Here is an 18,108-nt window from a genome sequence, read left to right on the forward strand (position 1 = left end):
TACGATGTGGTGGTGAAGGCGAAGAGGTCACACCTGTTCCCATGCCGAACACAGCAGTTAAGCTCTTCAGCGCCGATGGTAGTCGGGTCGATCCCCGTGAGAGTAGGACGCTGCCACATCGATTGTTAATTTTTAATACTTAGTATATTGTTCCAACGTAGCTCAGTGGTAGAGCAATCGGCTGTTAACCGATCGGTCGTAGGTTCGAATCCTACCGTTGGAGCCATTTTTATGTTTTCAAAAGAAAAATGGCAGGAGATCAAAAGTATTAAACAAAAAGTTAAATGACCGGAAGCCGCTTTCTACAGAAAGCGGCTTTTTTTGATTGCTTTCTTCACCTCCAATGAAGGTATTCATAAAAGTTTTAACGTCCTCTATAATCTCATCCAGTTATATTCTTGATTTAGGGTCCGCGTCCAGGCTCCGCCAGCTCCATGTCCCTGCATTACCAGAGCCGGAAAAGATCATATAATTGAACATGTATATCGAAAGGCAAGCCAAAGTAGGGAAAACACACGGTCACTGTAGGAAATAAAGAATACATTATTGTCAGGTCTATTTTCCCTGTAATGATTTTAATGAAAGAAGGTGGGATCGTGTGACTGCCCGAAAGCATTCTTATAAAAGAGTTGGGGTTTTAGGATTAGGGTTCGTAGGCTTACCTTTGTCCTTATTATTATATAAAAAAGGTTTTCAAGTTACAGGTATAGATATTGATGAGAACAAGCTCAAAGCTTTGAGGGCCGGGGACAGCTATATATCTGAAGTATGTCCAATTCAATTGAAAGAGGCTTTTTTATCAGGCAAATATGAAGTATCCGACAGTATGGATGTGTTAAAAAGACAGGACATCATCATCGTTTGCGTCCCGACACCTCTAAATGAAAACAACTTACCTGATTTAAGTTATTTAAAAAGTGCGGGGGAAGCAATTAGTCAACAGCTGAAGTCAGGTCATCTGATCATATTGGAAAGCTCGACATTCCCAGGAACCACGCGAGACATTTTTTTACGTATCCTTGAGCAAAGTGGAAAAAAAGTAGGGCGTGACTTTCATTTGGCGTATTCTCCGGAACGTATAGATCCAGGGAATGAAAAGTTTAAAGTCGAAGAAATTCCTAAAATAGTCAGCGGGGTGACACCGTCTTGTTTGACTCTCGTCTTTGAGGTCTATAACAATGTCTATGATTCAGTGGTTAAAGTGAATTCGCCTGAAGTGGCTGAAATAACTAAACTGCTGGAAAATTGTTATCGATACATCAATATATCTTTCATTAACGAATTTGCAATGTTATGTGACAAGTTGAATATTGATATATGGGAAGTAATTAAAGCAGCAAGTACCAAGCCTTATGGTTTCCAACCATTCTTCCCTGGCCCTGGGATCGGAGGACATTGTATACCTGTAGATCCACTATATTTGAAGTACAAAGCTCTCCAAGCAGGGGCACCTCATCAATTCATAGACTTATCTCAATCCATCAACGATTCGATACCAGTTTATATTGCAGGCCAACTTGAAAAAATTTTCTCTAAACCTTTTCAACAATTGTCAGTCTTGATTTACGGAGTTACTTATAAACCTGATGTTAAGGACATTCGTGGATCGTCTGCAATTCAAGTGATTGAGCAATTGGTGAAAAAGGGAGTAGATGTAAAGTTTCATGATCCTTTTGTAGATGAGATTGTTTTAGAATCCAATGTTTCAATGAAGGGTGTAAAGATAACTGATGAATTACTGGGAAGTGTGGATTGTGTCCTTATCTTGACTGATCATACAGTCATTCCGGTAGATAAAATCATAAAACACTCGAAAAATGTATATGATACTAGGAATGTCACAAGAGGTCTAAATGGAAAAGCTGAAGTGTATCGTTTAGGAGGTGGCTTTGATGTTGTTTGAGGAGTTACGATTCAAATGCTAAATGAAAGTCAGCTGATCCAGCGTATAGAAATAGCCCTGAAAAAGAATCAACCGCTATCAATCGTGAGGATAGGGGATGGTGAAAATATCGTCCTGGCTCAAGACTCAGTATGGCCAATGAGGAAGGTTTTAAAAGAGCCTTGGGCGCAGCTTGCAATGAGGGGGAAGAAGGGAATACCTATGCTGGACTTAACCCTCCGAGATCACTTGGTAAAGGCTATTAGAGAGGCGGATATTGTAGGGGTTTTACCTATAGATGATAAAAAAATCTTTGCTCCCTCCTATCTCAAACGTCCTTTGACAGATCAAATCCTCAAACATTATCAAATAACCCCGCAACTTATGTGTGATGCAACAGTAATGAGAGATTGTGCCTCCAATTCGAAGTTTTGGAACTTGTTTAAAGGTAAACGGGTCGTAGTGATTTACAAATATGCACAAGATTTCAGTTATAAGCTGCAAAAGGATTATTCCATCTCAGTCGTAGAAAAGGTTACATTTACTCATTATAACCAGCTAACGGAAACCCTTGCACTTATGGAACAGAAAAAAAATGATTTTGATGTGGCATTAATTTCATGTGGTGTAAATTCAGTTATTCTGGCAAGTGAAATTGCTAAAAAAACAGGGAAAGTCGCTATTGACTTTGGTAAACCAGCCCAGTTTATGACTGGGAAACCCTATTAACGCTCTCAGTGGTGTGAGCGATTTTATCGTTTCCACCCTGAGCCATTGAGGTGATGAGATGAAAATACTATTGTTAGTAAAGCCGTTCGGTGAAAAACTAGCTAAACATAAAGGGAAATTTGACTTTTTCAAGGCATTAGAAAAAATTGCAGAAGTACAATACTGGGGGGAAGATGGACACATTCAATATATATTAAAGCAACTCAACTTTGAACCGGATTTCATCCTTCATTACGATATTGCATGGGGATACGCTTTTGCGCCTAAAATAGAAGGGCTGCAAACAGTGGATATTCCAAAGGGCTGTTTTATTTCTGATGTCCATTACAATAAAAACATCAGAAAGCAATATATTGATTCAAGTAAGATCGACCTTATATTATCAGGACCTAAGTATCCATTTTTACGTGAATATCCGGAATATGAGGATAAATTTCGTTGTTTACCTTGGTCAATTAACCCCGATGTTTTTAAGGACTGGGGGATGGGAAAAGACATCAATTTTTTGTTGATGGGTCAAGTGTATCACCCTAGGAAGAGTATGAATAAGTCAAATACACAAAAAGGGAGATATCCATTCAGAGAGGCCGTTCTTTCTAAAATGTACAGGGTAAAAGGGTTTGTCTTTCACCCGCATCCTGGTCATCGAGTTGCACCTTCCAACGACTTGCTGGTGGACAAAAAATACGCACAGGAGCTCAATCGTGCAAAAATGTTTTTCACATGTGGATCTGTTTTGCAATACCCAGTATTAAAGTTTTATGAAGCTCCGGCTTGTCGGACTCTTCTTTTAGCTGAATCGAATAAAGAAATTGAAGAACTGGGTTTTAAAGATCGTGTTCACTATGTATCATGCAATCGCGGAAACTTTTATGAAAAGGCTATGTATTATTTAAAAAATGAACAGGAGAGGAAACGAATTACGGATGAAGGATATAAATTCGTCCAAAGCCACCATACCAATGATGTGAGAGCTAAAGAGCTTTTGGGCTTCATCGAGGAAATCCTTCACACTAAATAAATCATCTAGCTTCTTAAATCTGATGATAAATGTCATCAGATTTTTTTTGGGGAAAAGTGTTCACATGCTTTTTATGATAAGGTTATGTATAAACGCATGAACACAGGCATAAATGAGTGAGGGGCATGCTCAAGAAGGGGAATAACGGGAAAAAAAGATGGTTTATAAAAAAATATAAAAAATTCCTCAAAACCCCTTGCATTTTTCTTGATACCCTTATATAATAATTCTTGTCCGCTTGAGACAGAGCGGTCAAAAAAAAGCTTCTGACCTTTAAATGCTTGCTTCCATAGCTCAGTGGTAGAGCACTTCCATGGTAAGGAAGGGGTCGCCGGTTCAAATCCGGCTGGAAGCTCTGAAAGAAACAATTTGGCCCGTTGGTCAAGTGGTTAAGACACCGCCCTTTCACGGCGGTAACACGGGTTCGAATCCCGTACGGGTCACCACTTTATGGAGGATTAGCTCAGCTGGGAGAGCACTTGCCTTACAAGCAAGGGGTCGCAGGTTCGAACCCTGCATCCTCCACCATTCAATTCCATAATAAGCCGGCCTAGCTCAACTGGCAGAGCAACTGATTTGTAATCAGTAGGTTGGGGGTTCAAGTCCTCTGGCCGGCACCACTTTACAAAGCGTGGAGGGATAGCGAAGTTGGCCAAACGCGGCGGACTGTAAATCCGCTCCCATCGGGTTCGTAGGTTCGAGTCCTACTCCCTCCACCATTTTTTTATTTTTACGCTGGTAGCACTTAGATCAGCTTATTTTTATGAAAATAAATGAACATTTACGGGTATACTTTTTGAAAGAAAGCCCATAATACTATTATAACTGTTGGGCCATAGCCAAGCGGTAAGGCAACGGTTTTTGGTACCGTCATGCGCTGGTTCGAATCCAGCTGGCCCAGCCATTTTCAGTTAGTCATTCATCAATACAGTTATCAGTACAATGTTGATTCTTAGGATGTAGACATGCTAGGCATGGTTTGATCTGACTGCTTAATGGGTACGTAATATTTATTACGAGCCATTAGCTCAGCTGGCAGAGCATCTGACTTTTAATCAGAGGGTCGAAGGTTCGAATCCTTCATGGCTCACTTTTATCTTTAACAAACGATTGAATCTATCAATCTAAGCGGGAGTAGTTCAGTGGTAGAACACCACCTTGCCAAGGTGGGGGTCGCGGGTTCGAATCCCGTCTCCCGCTCCATATGGGGCCTTAGCTCAGCTGGGAGAGCGCCTGCTTTGCACGCAGGAGGTCAGCGGTTCGATCCCGCTAGGCTCCACCATATACTATACATACAAACGATTGATCATAATACAACTGACATCCTTCAAGGTGTCAGTTTTTTGTTTTAGATAAAATGGTCGAAAATAAGTAATCATACAGAAACTGAGTAGATAACCTGGAAGAATCCGTATATATATGCAGAATCATGTCCGGTTGAGTCACTCTTGATAAAACGGTTACAATAATTGTAGTGGACAAAAGGAGGAACAAATATGAATAATAAAATATCCGTCATTGGGGTACCAATGGACTTAGGCCAGATGCGCCGAGGGGTAGATATGGGACCAAGTGCCATCCGCTACGCCGGTATGGTAGAACGCCTTACACAGCTGAAGTATGACATTGAGGATCTTGGGGATATTGAAATTCCTCGACCAGCACAACCAGCTGGTGTGAAACATGATAATTTAAGGAATCTGAATGAAATAGCAGAAGGTACACAACGTTTAGCCAATGAAGTCGACCAAATCGTTGGAAAAGGCAGTTTCCCACTGGTATTGGGTGGGGATCATAGTATCGCAATGGGTACTCTTGCTGGATTGTCGAAGCATTATGAAAACCTCGGCGTCATTTGGTATGATGCCCACGGGGATTTAAACACGGCAGACAGTTCTCCATCAGGAAATATTCATGGAATGCCTCTTGCAGTAAGTTTAGGAATCGGTCATGAGAAGCTTACCAGCATCCATGGCGAAGAGCCGAAGATCAAACCTGAAAATATTGTAATCATTGGCGCACGCTCCCTTGATGAAGGTGAACGCATATTAATCAAAGAAAAAGGAATTAAAGTTTACACAATGCACGAAGTGGATCGTATGGGCATGACTCAAGTCATTGAGGAATCCGTCGATTATTTGAAAGACCGTACTGATGGGGTTCACCTGAGCCTGGATCTTGACGGTTTAGATCCGAATGAAGCTCCTGGAGTCGGTACTCCGGTCCTTGGTGGTTTGAGCTATCGTGAGAGCCACTTGGCTATGGAAATGCTTCACCAGTCCGGGATGATTACATCGGCTGAGTTTGTTGAAGTAAACCCGATTTTGGATGAAAAAAATAAGACCGCTAGTTTAGCAGTCGGATTGATGGGTTCATTATTCGGAGAAAGTTTAAAATAAAGGTTTGACGATTAACAGTAACTTGTCTTGTTGACGGCAGGTTGCTGTTTTTCTTTTATTTCTTCATATTCATTCATCAGGTGATCCAGACGGATGCTCATACACAACACTTCACTGGAAGTTAGCGGATGGGTGCGGGCCAGGACCCCCATCTTCCTTCGGCAATCCTCGATTTCTTTGACTAGGAAACTTATCTGCCTCATCGGTATCACCCTTTAATTCATATTTTTTACAGTTATTCTCTTATAACCGAATATGAAATACGTTAAACTTAATAAAGGATAAAAGAAATTTTTATTTTTATGAAACCTAAGGGCGATCTCATCCGTATAGGGTATCGACCGCAAGTAAAGCGGAGGTATAGCAGATGGAAACCATGATCAAACAAAAAATTAAAGAGGTGAAAAAAGGCGACCAATCCGCCTTTGAAGACATTGTGTCCTTTTATCAGAACAAAGTCTACCATATCTGCTTCCGTATGATAGGGAACGCCTATGAAGCAGAGGATTTGGCTCAAGAAGCTTTTATTAGAGCTTATACAAACATCCACACCTTTGATAATCGGAGAAAGTTTTCTACTTGGTTATACAGAATTGCCACCAACCTGACCATTGATAGAATACGAAAGAAAAAACCTGATTATCATTTGGATGCCCAGGTGAGAGGGACTGAAGGACTAGATATGTATTCTCAACTAGCAGCTGATCAGGCGCTACCTGAGGAAGAAGTAGAAAGCCTTGAGCTGCAAACGTATATCCACAAAGAAATATTGGCTTTACCTCCCAAGTATCGCAGCGTAATCGTATTGAGATATTTGGATGAACTGCCATTACAGGATATAGCTGAGATATTGGATATTCCGGTGGGAACCGTCAAAACCCGGGTCCATCGTGGCAGGGAAGCTTTACGTAAAAAGCTTCGGCACGTGTAAAGGAGTGAGAGAGGGAATGGATTGTAATAAACAAGCTGTTGCACTCATGCATAAATATATGGATGGAGACCTGACCCAGGAAGAAGAGAGACGACTTCGCCACCATCTACAAGCATGTTCAACTTGTCAAAATCATTTTCATGAATTAAAAAAGACGACGACACTAATTAAAAATACAGGCCCTGTGTCTGCGCCGAAAAATTTCACATCAAATGTGATGGCGAATTTACCTAAAGAGAAAAAGAAAAAACGTTATACGCGTTTCTTGCAGAAGCACCCGATCTTGACGGCGGCAGCCGTGTTTTTCATTTTAATGTTCAGCAGTGTTTTCACCACTTGGAACCAAGATCAGCAAGTGACCGTATCTAAACAGGAAAATCTGGAAATTCGTGATAACACTGTTATTGTTCCTGAAGGTGTTACGGTCAACGGGGATCTAGTTGTGCGAAATGGCGATCTGAGGATTGAAGGTCAAATAAATGGAGACGTGACTATAATCAATGGCGATATTATTGAGGGTCAGGCGGACCATCAACTTGAAGGAATTGATTCTTCTACTCTTCAAGCCTATTCAGGAGAACTGACTGAAGTGAATAAGATCCACGAATGGGTCTGGTATCAGACGAAAAATGCAATCACCAGCATATTTTCATTTGGCTCAGATGAATAAGGAATATGGAAACCAGGATGAAGGTAGTCTCATCCTGGTTTTTTTGAATTCTCATTCTATGACGTAAGGTTATTCGTGCAGGGTGATGTGTGATATAATGGTACAGGCGAAATTATTTGAATTATAGCTTTATTTCTTAATAGAAGGAAGTGTAGGCATGCTTGATGGGGGATTGGGTGTACTGGAATACTTTTTAATAACCGTTGATATTGCCCTTGTCTGGTTTGTTGTTTATAAATTAATCATGCTGATACAAGGGACGAAAGCTGTCCAACTATTAAAAGGAATTTTTGTCATCCTGGGTATCTGGCTGTTGAGTAATTTATTTGGACTTACCACGCTCAGGTGGCTGATGTCTCAAGCGATTACCTGGGGATTTCTAGCGATTATCATTTTGTTCCAGCCTGAGTTGAGAAGGGCTCTGGAACAGCTTGGACGCGGAAGCTTCTTCAGTCGTAATTCAGTTGAGGAAGAAGATACGGAGAAATCAATTCAAGCGATTATTAAATCTTGTCATTACATGGCAAAGCGCAGAATTGGTGCTTTGATAACGATTGAGCGTGACACAGGGATGGGCGACTATGTTGAAACCGGTATCCGTGTCGGAGGTCATCTATCCAGTGAGCTTTTGACGAACATATTTATTCCAAATACACCGCTGCATGACGGAGCGGTCATACTTAAAAACGATGAAATTTTAGCTGCAGCGTGCTACCTGCCTTTATCAGAAAGCCCGTTCATTTCAAAGGAGTTAGGCACAAGGCACAGGGCAGCTATGGGCATAAGCGAAGTAACAGATGCTTTGACCATCGTCGTGTCCGAAGAAACAGGTGCTATTTCCTGTACAAAAAATGGCGAGCTGCATCGGGATATCGATCAAGAAAAACTTGAAGAAATATTACGCAACGAATTAGTTTACTCGGCCCCTGCGGTAAAATCCTGGAACTGGAGGGGGAGAAAGAATGGATAGTTGGTTCAGAAGTGTATGGTTCATACGTATTCTTTCTTTGCTGCTGGCAGGATTGTTATGGGTAACAGTGAATGTGGACAATAATACGGAGTCAGATTCACTGTTCTTTAATGATACGCCATCAGAACTTGAGGTGATGGAAAACATCCCATTAGAAATTCGTTTCAACAGTGAAGAGTACGTAGTCAGCGGGCTGCCTCAAGAAGTATCGGTAACAGTAGAAGGGCCGGCCAGTACATTGACACCGGTCGTCAGACAACAGAACTTCACCGTTTTTGTGGACTTGAATGGCTTAGGGCCGGGAACTCATGAAGTTTCACTGCAGCATACCGGCATTTCTAATCAGCTGGCTGTCACGTTAGATCCTAAAACGATTGAAGTCACCATTGAAGAAAAGGTTAGTAAAAATTTTGAAGTTAATGTAGACTACATTAATGAAAGCAAGTTGAACGGCGAGCTTGTTCTGGGTAAGGCGAAAGTAGCGCCGGCCAGAGTCGCCATTACAGGGTCCTCCTCAGTCGTTGAACGAGTAGCATCTGTCAAAGCGATTATTGACATTGAGGACGTAGAAGATTCGATTGAAGATCGTGAGGCACCCGTGAAAGTTTATGACAATCAGGGGAATGAGCTTAATGTTCTCGTGGATCCGACCACGGTTCAAGTTTCGGTCCCTATCACTAAAAGAAAAAAACAATTACAGATTAATGTTACAGCCCGAGGGGGAGCGCCTGAGGGAGTAATCGTTTCTTCCGTTTCATCCAGTACAAAAGAAATTACTGTGTATGGTCCTGAAGACGTGCTTGAGAATTTGGAAGAGCTTCCTGAAATACCAGTTGATATTACAGAAGTGACTGAAGATACCACGGTAGAAGTGGACGTTCCTGTGCCAGACGGAGTAAGGGCGGTCAGTCCAGAAAAGATAGAAGTCTTCATTGATGTACAGGAGTCTGAAGAACAAGAAGATGAAAATGGGACGACTTAGGAATCCCGTTTGTGATAGGTTGTAAAAAAATAGACATGGAATATGGGAAAGTTATGAAAGAGAGGTTGAACAATCATGGGTAAATACTTCGGAACAGACGGCGTCAGAGGCGTCGCTAACAAAGAATTGACACCGGAATTGGCATTCAAATTAGGGCGTTATGGTGGTTACGTTCTGACGAAGGAAGTGAAACGGCCTAAAGTTTTGATCGGGCGTGATACTAGAATTTCAGGAGAAATGCTGGAGGGGGCACTAGCCGCCGGCCTTCTATCCATTGGTGCTGAAGTGATGCGTTTAGGCGTCATTTCCACCCCGGGCGTTGCCTATTTGACGAAAGCTCTGGAAGCAGAGGCTGGAATCATGATTTCCGCATCGCATAACCCTGTAGAAGATAACGGAATTAAATTCTTCGGACCAGATGGTTTCAAGTTGACCGATGCTCAAGAGCAGGAAATCGAAGCGTTGATCGATGCTGAACAAGATACATTGCCGCGTCCTTCAGGAGAGGATTTAGGGCAGATCAATGATTACTTCGAAGGTGGACAGAAATACTTGCAGCACCTTAAACAAACGGTTGATTACGACTTTGAAGGTCTCCACATTGCGTTGGATTGTGCTCATGGAGCGACATCTTCCCTTGCTTCCCATCTATTCGCGGACTTAGAAGCGGATATCACGTCTATGGGAGCATCTCCAGATGGTTTGAATATCAATGAGGGAGTCGGTTCTACCCACCCTGAGGCTTTACAGAAACTCGTGAAAGAAAAGGGTGCCGATATAGGATTGGCTTTTGATGGAGATGGTGATCGATTGATCGCCGTAGATGAAAAAGGGAACATTGTAGATGGAGATTATATCATGTACATATGTGCGAAGCATATGAATGAACAAGGCACGTTGAACCATTCTACAGTCGTATCTACAGTGATGAGTAATCTTGGATTTTATAAAGCTGTAGAGTCCGGTGGAATGAAGAGTGATAAAACTGCAGTAGGTGACCGCTATGTGATGGAAGAAATGCGGCGCGGCGGTTACAACCTGGGTGGAGAACAGTCCGGTCATATCATCTTCCTTGATCATAATACGACGGGAGATGGATTGCTTTCTGCACTTCAACTAGTGAATGTCATGAAAGAAACTGGGAAAAAACTTTCTGAGTTGGCTGGAGAAATGGAGAAGTTTCCACAGGTGCTAAAAAATGTCCGAGTCATCGATAAGAATCGTGTACAAACTCACCCTCGAATTCAAGAGGCGATTCAAGCGGTTGAAGAGGAGATGGGAGACAGCGGGCGTGTGCTTGTCCGCCCATCAGGAACAGAACCACTGGTTAGGATTATGGTGGAAGCACCAACAGAAGAACAATGCGAAACCTATGTCAATAAAGTAGTGGCCGTAGTCGAAGAAGAATTAGGTATGGAAAACGAATAAAGCTCATGCGCAGGTAGCACATCAGTGCCGCCTGCGCATATTATATTACACGGTTTTTTCATTTTATTAACGAACCAATGTTTTAATTGACCAATGGTTTCCAATTCAGTAGAATGAGAGTTGTGCTTGTTAAAAAGATTGACCCGAAATGTTTAGTATTTCAGTATTTCGGAAAAATAAAACAAGTGAACTTATTTTATTATGGAAAGGCAGGTCAGGGACAATAGCAACATTTATAGCGCCAGGGCTATATCTTACGGTTAACAAGATATAGTTGACGAGGAGGAGGTTTATCGAGTGTTCGGCGGATGCCTCCCGGTTGCTTCACTTCAACCGCATGTTCAAACGCTAAACCAAAGAGGCGACTCTTTGACCAAAACGTTTGAATCAAGTGAAAACGATAAACAGTTAACGGGAGAGGGGCAGCGAATCGCCCCTGACTTTAAAAATGAAGATTCGTTGCCCTTACTCTCTACTATGAGGAGGACAACAATTATGTGTGGAATTGTAGGATATATCGGACAAGAAGATACGAAAGATATTTTATTGGATGGACTGGAAAAACTAGAATACCGTGGGTATGATTCTGCTGGTATCGCTACGTTGAATCAGGATGGCGTCAATGTGACCAAGGTTAAAGGCCGAATTGCCGCATTGAGAGACGCTGTTGATGAGAATGTGAAAGCGACCCTTGGAATCGGTCATACACGTTGGGCGACACACGGAGTTCCTAGTAAAGAGAATGCTCACCCTCACCAAAGTGCTTCAGGTCGTTTCACGCTTGTACACAATGGCGTAATCGAAAACTACGTAGATGTACGAGATGAATATTTAAGTGATGTGGAATTCAAGAGTGAAACAGATACAGAAATCATTGTCCAATTAATCGAAGTGTTGAACAATGATATGAATGATGTAGCAGCTGCTTTCCGTAAAGCAGTCCAACTGTTGAAAGGCTCTTATGCCATCGCTTTGATCGACCGGGAAGACGAAGACACGATCTTTGTTGCTAAAAACAAGAGTCCATTGCTTGTAGGACTTGGAGATGACTTCAATGTCGTAGCCAGTGACTCTATGGCGGCTCTTCACGTAACGGATCAATTCCTGGAACTTATGGATAAAGAAACGGTCATCGTACGTCGCGACGGTGTAGAAATCCAGGATGTCGACGGTACTGAGGTTACCCGTGAACCATTTACAGCTGAACTTGATTCTTCAGATATTGAAAAGGGCACATACCCTCACTTCATGCTGAAAGAAATCGATGAGCAGCCATTTGTCATTCGCAGAATCATTCAAGAGTATCAAAATGAAAACGATGAAATCAAACTGGATCCTGAAATCCGTCAGGCGATGAAAGACTGTGACCGCATTTATATCATTGCAGCGGGAACAAGTTACCACGCAGGTCTTTTAGGAAAACAATTCATCGAGAACCTGGCTGAAATCCCAGTGGAAGTCCATGTTGCAAGTGAATTTTCTTATAACATGCCTTTACTTTCTGAAAAGCCATTATTCGTTTATATTTCACAAAGTGGCGAAACTGCGGACAGCCGCTCTGTACTTGTTCAAACGAAAGAACTTGGTCATCCAGCGTTGACGATCACGAACGTTCCTGGATCCACCCTTTCCCGTGAAGCAGATTACACTATGCACTTGCATGCCGGACCTGAAATTGCTGTAGCTTCTACAAAAGCTTACACAGCACAAATGGCTGTTTTGGCAATTTTAGCCGTAGATACAGCTCGTGCAAAAGGTCTTGAACTTGATTTCGATCCAATGCAGGAGCTTGGTATTGTAGCGAACGCTATGGAAGCTCTGACAGATCAGAAAGAGCAATTGGAAGAATTGACACGTGAGTATCTGCCGACGACTCGCAACTGCTTCTTTATCGGTCGTGGCATTGATTATTATGTCGGCCTTGAAGGGTCTCTGAAGCTTAAGGAAATCTCTTATATCCAAGCAGAAGGATTTGCTGGAGGAGAGCTTAAGCACGGAACAATCGCCCTGATTGAAGATGGTACTCCTGTTATCGCACTTGCGACTCAAGAGAACGTCAACTATTCCATCCGTGGAAACGTTCAAGAGGTTGAAGCGCGTGGAGCAAATAGTATGATCATCAGTATGAAAGGTCTGGACAAAGATGGAGATGCCTTCGTCATCCCACAAGTCCACCACCTGTTGACACCACTAGCATCCGTTGTGCCATTGCAGTTGATTTCTTACTATGCTGCACTGCATCGTGATTGTGATGTCGATAAGCCTCGTAACCTTGCTAAGAGTGTTACGGTTGAATAATAAGTATTAGAAAGCTTGAACCCAATGGGTTCAAGCTTTTTTTGTTGTGTATGGTTTTCATAAAAGATTAGTGGTTAAAATGTAAGGATATTTAACAGAGTGTAAGGTTTGTTAAGTTTTGGAAATATAGGTTCTCATAATTGTACATCCTTTTTAAAATGGAGATGTCAAAAGAATGGAGTATAAATTGAAGGAGGACCAGCATGAAGAAATTTGTTTCATTTTGGACTTTTGTATTCGCGCTTATTATGGTGTCCACTGTTTTTGCAGAAGATCTGATTAAAGAACAAAGTTTAAGTCATTCCTTTAAAGAGTTGACTCGCAGTACAGAATGGAAAAAGGAAAGTGAAGTGGATTTAAATTTTGATGCTTTTCATCCCCAAGGCATGACAAAGATAGGGGACAAGTATTTCATGTCTTCGGTTGAAATTGAAGAAAGACCTAAAAAATATGCTCAAAAGAAAAACGGTTACGATCGCTCAGCGGGGAAAGGGACCGGTCATCTTTTCGTGTTTAATGGTAAAGGTGAATTGTTAAAGGACATAGAGCTGGGTGAAGGAGATATCTATCATCCGGGGGGAATTGATTTTGACGGAGAGAATATATGGGTCCCGGTAGCTGAATATCGTCCGGATAGTAAATCGATCGTATATAAAATTGATGCAGAAACATTTAATGTGTCTAAAGAATTCCGTGTCGATGATCATATAGGGGGAATTGTACATAATGATCAAACGGGCAAGCTGCTTGGAGTAAGCTGGGGATCGAGACAATACTATGAATGGAATGTTAAGGGGAAGGAATTGAAGGCCTTAATGAATTCCAGCCATTTTATAGACTATCAGGATTGTGAGTACCTTGAACAATCAAAAATGATATGCAGCGGAATTGCGGGGTTGAATCGTCCAGGTACCGAAGAATCTTATGAGTTAGGCGGTTTAGCTTTGGTAGATACGAAAACTTTGGCTATCGAACATGAAGTTCCAGTGGCGGAATTTTCTTCGCAACAACACGTCATTACACGTAATCCGGTCTTTTTGAATATGAGAAATAAAGAAATCCGACTTTTTGCTGTACCCGATGATGATAAAGAAGCGTCTCTGCTGATTTATGAAGCGAAAACCCGCTAATAGTATGTATGATGGAGCTGTTTCACACTTTAGTGAAGCAGTTTTTTTATTCAAGTGAAAATATATTTCATGGCATTGTATTCTTAATTATTGATAAACAGAGAAAACTTTTCTTTTTTTAGGAAATATATACTTATTTTTGAAAAAAACATTGAATTAATGTTGAGTTAATATTCATTTGATTACCTGGAAATGTAGTAAAAAATAGAGGAGGATAAAAATTATGATGAAAAAATGGATGAAAACCGGCGCTCTTCTGGGCTTTCTAGGTTTCTCTTCGATTCTTGGTGCAAACGAAACATTAGCAGCCGGCAGCAATGACTGTTCTGGTGTCACGAGTCAGGTGGATTATGAAATCCATGATATTCAGGGGAATGGCGATACATCCACATTGGAAGGACAAGAAGTGACGACATGTGGGACAGTATATGCTGTACATAGCAACGGTTACTGGATTCAGGATACGACTGGTGATGGAGATCCATCCACCTCAGAAGGTATTTATGTGTATCGTTCCAGCGGATCAGGGTCTATTCAAGTAGGGGATGTGATCAAACAAACGGCAACGGTAAAGGAATACTATGGTTTGACGGAGTTATCTACATATAAGAGCGGGAATGTTATCGGCACTTCCCAAGTCCCGGCAGCAACAGAAATTACACCTTCCATGTCTTATGGTGACTTGGAGTCGTTGGAAGGTATGCGAGTGACTGTAAAGGATGCAACGGTTGTAGCGGGGAGTAATAAGTATAAGGATACGTATCTCGTTCCAGGGAATGTGTCTTCACGAGTGAATCGTCAAGATACGACCACTCCTTACTTCAAGGTTAGTGACAAACTGGGGAACTATATCAGTGGAGCATCTACTTTCGATACTGTACAGGGTGACCTGACAGGTCCATTTGATTATAGTTACGATGCTTACACTCTGCAGTGGAACGCAGGAACAGCTGACGTGACGGATTCAGGTCACACTGAAAATGCAATGGCTCAAGATACTTCCAATGAATTGAGTGTCGACACCTTCAACGTAGAGAATTATTTTGAGGTAGGTTCAGAAGTATCTCCAGGAGACCCGGGTACAAAGGTCACACAAGAAGAATTTGATACGAAAACAGCTAAACTATCTCACGCTATCCGCTCGAACTTGGGATCGCCGGATATACTTGCCTTACAGGAAGTAGAAAACAATCAAGTACTTGATGAGCTGGTTTCTAAAGTGTCAGCGGACGGCGGTCCTCTTTATACGCCTTATCTAGTCGAAGGAAACGATGGACGAGGCATAGACGTAGCTTACTTAGTAAAAGATGGAGTGAACGTTCAGAGTGTCACTCAAGTAGGAAAGAACGCAACAACAAATGAAAGTGGATGTGGACCTTCAGGGACGAATTTATTATTCAGCCGTCCGCCTTTGGTGTTGAATATTCAAACGGATGATGGGACGACCATATCCATCATCAATAATCACTTTAAATCCAAATCCGGCTCTGATGCTTGTCGAAATGCTCAGGCGGATTTTGTTGCAGATACAGCCAATGACGAAGCGGCAAACGGCCATGAGATTATTGTTACGGGAGACTTAAACTCCTACGAAGATGAACAGTCAGTCAATACGATTGAAACGAATGCAAACTTGTCGAATGTCATCTATGATATCCCAGCTGAGAATCGGTTCAGCTATATTTACACAGGAAAAGCACAATTCCTCGACCATATTCTTGTGAGCGGTAATTTATACAATCAAATGATAGATACGGATTCTGCAAAAATCAATCCTGACTTTGCCTATTCCAATGAATCTGATGCGACGAATGCTTTGAGTGTATCTGATCATGATCCTCTGCATGCCGTATTCAATTATGGTACGTCTTATTAATAAAAAGAAAGAGTAGATGAAATTTCATCTACTCTTTTTTCATGTTTAATAATTGCCGTTTTCACGGTCACGCTCTCTGCGCTGTTCAGATGGTTCTTCATCCAAATCCGGCTCTTCTTCATCCATGTTGTAAGGCGTGTCACGTTCACCTGGTTGACGTACACGACGTTCGCGATCCATATCACGATCTCTGTTGTCGTAATTCATATCACCTTGGTCATACCGAGTTGGTTGATAGTTGACGTCTTCAGGTCTGTCATTCAATTCATTGTTATCAACTCCGCAAGCAGTCAATGCGCTTGTGGAAAGAATGAGGGAAAGAGACAAAATGATCAACTTCTTCTTCATTGCTTTAACCTCCCATCGAAATAATTTTAAACATTTTTAATATGTACATTTTCATGATTTATACTCTTGGATTCTGAATTTACTTTGGTATGAATTAAGAAAAAAAGAGCCCCTGCACATATGCAGAGGTTTTAGGTGAAGGGGTTATTGATGTTGGTTCAAAACCAAACGTTGCGGTCGTGAGCGAGGGATTCGCTCAACGATTCCACGGGCTTCTAAATCTAATTTAACGGAGGTGCAGTACCAGGCGATCGAACCTTCAAAGTCAGGTTTTAATCTGCAGGATAATTCGTCGGTCAGTTCTTTGAACGTAATGCTTTCCCTTTCTTCTAACGTACTGATGATCGAATCTTTTACAACCTCATATTTTTTCTTATCGATGGTGGTTGTCTGCTTCGTCGGATCTGGATGCAGAATTTCAATACGCTCGCTCATTTTAATCAATTCCTTCCTTTTCTTTGAAATTTATTTTACCACTTTGCAGGATTGGAAGGTGGATTCCCATAATATTAACAAGAAGCGTTCGGTAAGGAGGAAGATGGAATGATTCAATGGAAAGAAAAAAAGCTCATTGAAGCGGATATTGAAACGGTATGGAGGCTCTTCGCAGAAGAAAATATGTATAAAATAATGCCTAAAGTCGTAGAAAATACACCTCTAGAAGTTAAAGATGAAGTGATCGGATCGACTTTTCGCCAATCTTACAAAGAGGGAAAGAGGACAGAGACTTATATCGTTGAAATTATAGGATATGAAGATGGTGAGGATAAGAAATTCAAAAGAATTGCTTTTACACTGGCAAAATTGTTCAAGATCGATCTTTCATTTACGCTGCTGAAACAAAGTGCAGAAGAAACCCTTTTTATTTATGAAGGGCGCAATGAAGGTGTGGGCTTCATCGGCCGTATGATGACGAAGCTCGGAAGTAAAAAGGCGAAGGAAAAAGTCGTCAAAGAATTCATGCAGAGGGTTGAAAAAGAAGCGGTCCAAAGTAAAGAAACCAGTAACTCAGGTCATTAGGTTAAATACCAGCATGTACTCTAGTGAATTTAAACTTCCAAACGTACAATGAAGACGGAGGAGACTCCGGTTCTCCTCTGACGTTCATTAAAAAGAGCAAGTGAACAATTGTTGGAGCTTCATGTATTTGTACATCATCCGGGCGTGACGTCCTTCTTCAGTATAGGGGTTTTGAAGTCTTTTCAGCTGCCGGATGAAAGCCAAATCACACTCGCAGTAGTTTCCATAATAGCGATAACATTCATCATGCTGTTTACAAGCGGCATCTACTGCATTTAAAGGTGCTCCTGGTCCACTGCATCCAGGTCCGCAGTAATTATAGCCGGGAAACAAACACAATCCTGGTTTTCTGTAAGGGCTATGTCTGTCCATTACCTCATCCTTCCTCACATAAAATCAATCCATATGATTAATGTATGTGTGT

At 41.6% G+C, this 18,108-nt stretch carries 17 protein-coding genes, 10 tRNA genes and 1 rRNA gene; 24 read left to right on the forward strand and 4 right to left on the reverse strand.

The genetic code is table 11. The annotated features are described in order from the left end of the window. Positions 1 to 5 precede the first annotated feature (5 nt). The 15 genes from rrf (at position 6) to rocF (ending at position 6,031) form a co-directional block, all read left to right on the forward strand. Positions 6 to 119: ribosomal RNA gene (gene rrf, locus LCL89_RS12870) — 5S ribosomal RNA — on the forward strand. Between the two features lie 32 nt (positions 120 to 151). Next, positions 152 to 226, forward strand: a tRNA-Asn gene (locus tag LCL89_RS12875). Positions 227 to 598: 372 nt separating this feature from the next. Beyond that, a complete protein-coding gene (locus LCL89_RS12880) occupies positions 599 to 1,903 on the forward strand; it encodes a nucleotide sugar dehydrogenase (protein ID WP_224810431.1) in 1,305 nt (434 codons plus the stop codon). Between the two features lie 15 nt (positions 1,904 to 1,918). Further along, positions 1,919 to 2,611, forward strand: a complete 693-nt coding sequence (locus LCL89_RS12885) for a GT-D fold domain-containing glycosyltransferase (RefSeq protein ID WP_224810432.1) — start codon at positions 1,919 to 1,921, stop codon at positions 2,609 to 2,611. 58 nt (positions 2,612 to 2,669) lie between these two features. After that, a complete protein-coding gene (locus LCL89_RS12890) occupies positions 2,670 to 3,632 on the forward strand; it encodes a glycosyltransferase family protein (protein ID WP_224810433.1) in 963 nt (320 codons plus the stop codon). 283 nt (positions 3,633 to 3,915) lie between these two features. Beyond that, a tRNA-Thr gene (locus LCL89_RS12895) sits at positions 3,916 to 3,987 on the forward strand. A 16-nt stretch (positions 3,988 to 4,003) separates the two neighbouring features. Beyond that, positions 4,004 to 4,078 (forward strand) — tRNA-Glu (locus LCL89_RS12900). 6 nt (positions 4,079 to 4,084) lie between these two features. After that, a tRNA-Val gene (locus LCL89_RS12905) sits at positions 4,085 to 4,160 on the forward strand. Positions 4,161 to 4,176: 16 nt separating this feature from the next. After that, positions 4,177 to 4,252, forward strand: a tRNA-Thr gene (locus LCL89_RS12910). A gap of 13 nt (positions 4,253 to 4,265) precedes the next feature. After that, positions 4,266 to 4,351 (forward strand) — tRNA-Tyr (locus LCL89_RS12915). Between the two features lie 110 nt (positions 4,352 to 4,461). Next, positions 4,462 to 4,536, forward strand: a tRNA-Gln gene (locus tag LCL89_RS12920). A gap of 113 nt (positions 4,537 to 4,649) precedes the next feature. Continuing rightward, positions 4,650 to 4,722, forward strand: a tRNA-Lys gene (locus LCL89_RS12925). Between the two features lie 38 nt (positions 4,723 to 4,760). Then, a tRNA-Gly gene (locus LCL89_RS12930) sits at positions 4,761 to 4,835 on the forward strand. A 3-nt stretch (positions 4,836 to 4,838) separates the two neighbouring features. Further along, positions 4,839 to 4,914, forward strand: a tRNA-Ala gene (locus tag LCL89_RS12935). A gap of 214 nt (positions 4,915 to 5,128) precedes the next feature. Beyond that, positions 5,129 to 6,031: an arginase gene (gene rocF / locus LCL89_RS12940; RefSeq protein ID WP_224810434.1), complete on the forward strand. Its 903-nt coding sequence runs from the start codon at positions 5,129 to 5,131 to the stop codon at positions 6,029 to 6,031. Positions 6,032 to 6,042: 11 nt separating this feature from the next. On the opposite strand, the gene LCL89_RS12945 is transcribed toward rocF, so the two are convergent. Then, positions 6,043 to 6,234: an aspartyl-phosphate phosphatase Spo0E family protein gene (locus LCL89_RS12945; protein WP_197318365.1), complete on the reverse strand. Its 192-nt coding sequence runs from the start codon at positions 6,232 to 6,234 to the stop codon at positions 6,043 to 6,045. A gap of 164 nt (positions 6,235 to 6,398) precedes the next feature. Between LCL89_RS12945 and sigW the strand changes: the two genes are divergently transcribed. From sigW to LCL89_RS12985, 8 genes are all read left to right on the forward strand, one after another. Further along, positions 6,399 to 6,962: an RNA polymerase sigma factor SigW gene (gene sigW, locus LCL89_RS12950; protein ID WP_197318364.1), complete on the forward strand. Its 564-nt coding sequence runs from the start codon at positions 6,399 to 6,401 to the stop codon at positions 6,960 to 6,962. 16 nt (positions 6,963 to 6,978) lie between these two features. Further along, positions 6,979 to 7,632: a zf-HC2 domain-containing protein gene (locus tag LCL89_RS12955; RefSeq protein ID WP_197318363.1), complete on the forward strand. Its 654-nt coding sequence runs from the start codon at positions 6,979 to 6,981 to the stop codon at positions 7,630 to 7,632. A gap of 157 nt (positions 7,633 to 7,789) precedes the next feature. Next, on the forward strand, positions 7,790 to 8,602 hold the full coding sequence (gene cdaA / locus LCL89_RS12960; RefSeq protein ID WP_197318362.1) for a diadenylate cyclase CdaA: 813 nt from the start codon (positions 7,790 to 7,792) through the stop codon (positions 8,600 to 8,602). Next, a complete protein-coding gene (locus LCL89_RS12965; protein WP_224810435.1) occupies positions 8,595 to 9,584 on the forward strand; it encodes a CdaR family protein in 990 nt (329 codons plus the stop codon). The genes cdaA and LCL89_RS12965 overlap by 8 nt, the downstream gene beginning before the upstream one ends. Positions 9,585 to 9,659: 75 nt before the next feature. Then, a complete protein-coding gene (gene glmM, locus LCL89_RS12970) occupies positions 9,660 to 11,012 on the forward strand; it encodes a phosphoglucosamine mutase (protein ID WP_224810436.1) in 1,353 nt (450 codons plus the stop codon). A gap of 495 nt (positions 11,013 to 11,507) precedes the next feature. After that, positions 11,508 to 13,310: a glutamine--fructose-6-phosphate transaminase (isomerizing) gene (glmS, locus tag LCL89_RS12975; protein WP_224810573.1), complete on the forward strand. Its 1,803-nt coding sequence runs from the start codon at positions 11,508 to 11,510 to the stop codon at positions 13,308 to 13,310. 203 nt (positions 13,311 to 13,513) lie between these two features. After that, positions 13,514 to 14,440: a DUF6454 family protein gene (locus LCL89_RS12980; RefSeq protein ID WP_224810437.1), complete on the forward strand. Its 927-nt coding sequence runs from the start codon at positions 13,514 to 13,516 to the stop codon at positions 14,438 to 14,440. A 223-nt stretch (positions 14,441 to 14,663) separates the two neighbouring features. Beyond that, positions 14,664 to 16,316, forward strand: coding sequence for an endonuclease/exonuclease/phosphatase family protein (locus LCL89_RS12985; RefSeq protein ID WP_224810438.1), 1,653 nt, complete (start codon positions 14,664 to 14,666; stop codon positions 16,314 to 16,316). Positions 16,317 to 16,361: 45 nt separating this feature from the next. Here LCL89_RS12985 and LCL89_RS12990 read toward each other — a convergent pair whose 3' ends face one another. Both LCL89_RS12990 and LCL89_RS12995 read right to left on the reverse strand, forming a co-directional pair. After that, positions 16,362 to 16,664, reverse strand: a complete 303-nt coding sequence (locus LCL89_RS12990) for a hypothetical protein (RefSeq protein ID WP_197318356.1) — start codon at positions 16,662 to 16,664, stop codon at positions 16,362 to 16,364. A gap of 144 nt (positions 16,665 to 16,808) precedes the next feature. After that, on the reverse strand, positions 16,809 to 17,099 hold the full coding sequence (locus LCL89_RS12995; protein ID WP_224810439.1) for a DUF6958 family protein: 291 nt from the start codon (positions 17,097 to 17,099) through the stop codon (positions 16,809 to 16,811). A 108-nt stretch (positions 17,100 to 17,207) separates the two neighbouring features. Here LCL89_RS12995 and LCL89_RS13000 point away from each other — a divergent pair, with 108 nt between their 5' ends. Then, positions 17,208 to 17,684: an SRPBCC family protein gene (locus LCL89_RS13000; protein WP_197318354.1), complete on the forward strand. Its 477-nt coding sequence runs from the start codon at positions 17,208 to 17,210 to the stop codon at positions 17,682 to 17,684. An 87-nt stretch (positions 17,685 to 17,771) separates the two neighbouring features. Here LCL89_RS13000 and LCL89_RS13005 read toward each other — a convergent pair whose 3' ends face one another. Continuing rightward, positions 17,772 to 18,056, reverse strand: a complete 285-nt coding sequence (locus LCL89_RS13005; RefSeq protein WP_224810440.1) for a phospholipase — start codon at positions 18,054 to 18,056, stop codon at positions 17,772 to 17,774. Between the last annotated feature and the right edge of the window lie 52 nt (positions 18,057 to 18,108).

Source organism: Halobacillus yeomjeoni, from assembly GCF_020171525.1.
GTDB classification, from domain to species: domain Bacteria; phylum Bacillota; class Bacilli; order Bacillales; family Halobacillaceae; genus Halobacillus; species Halobacillus yeomjeoni.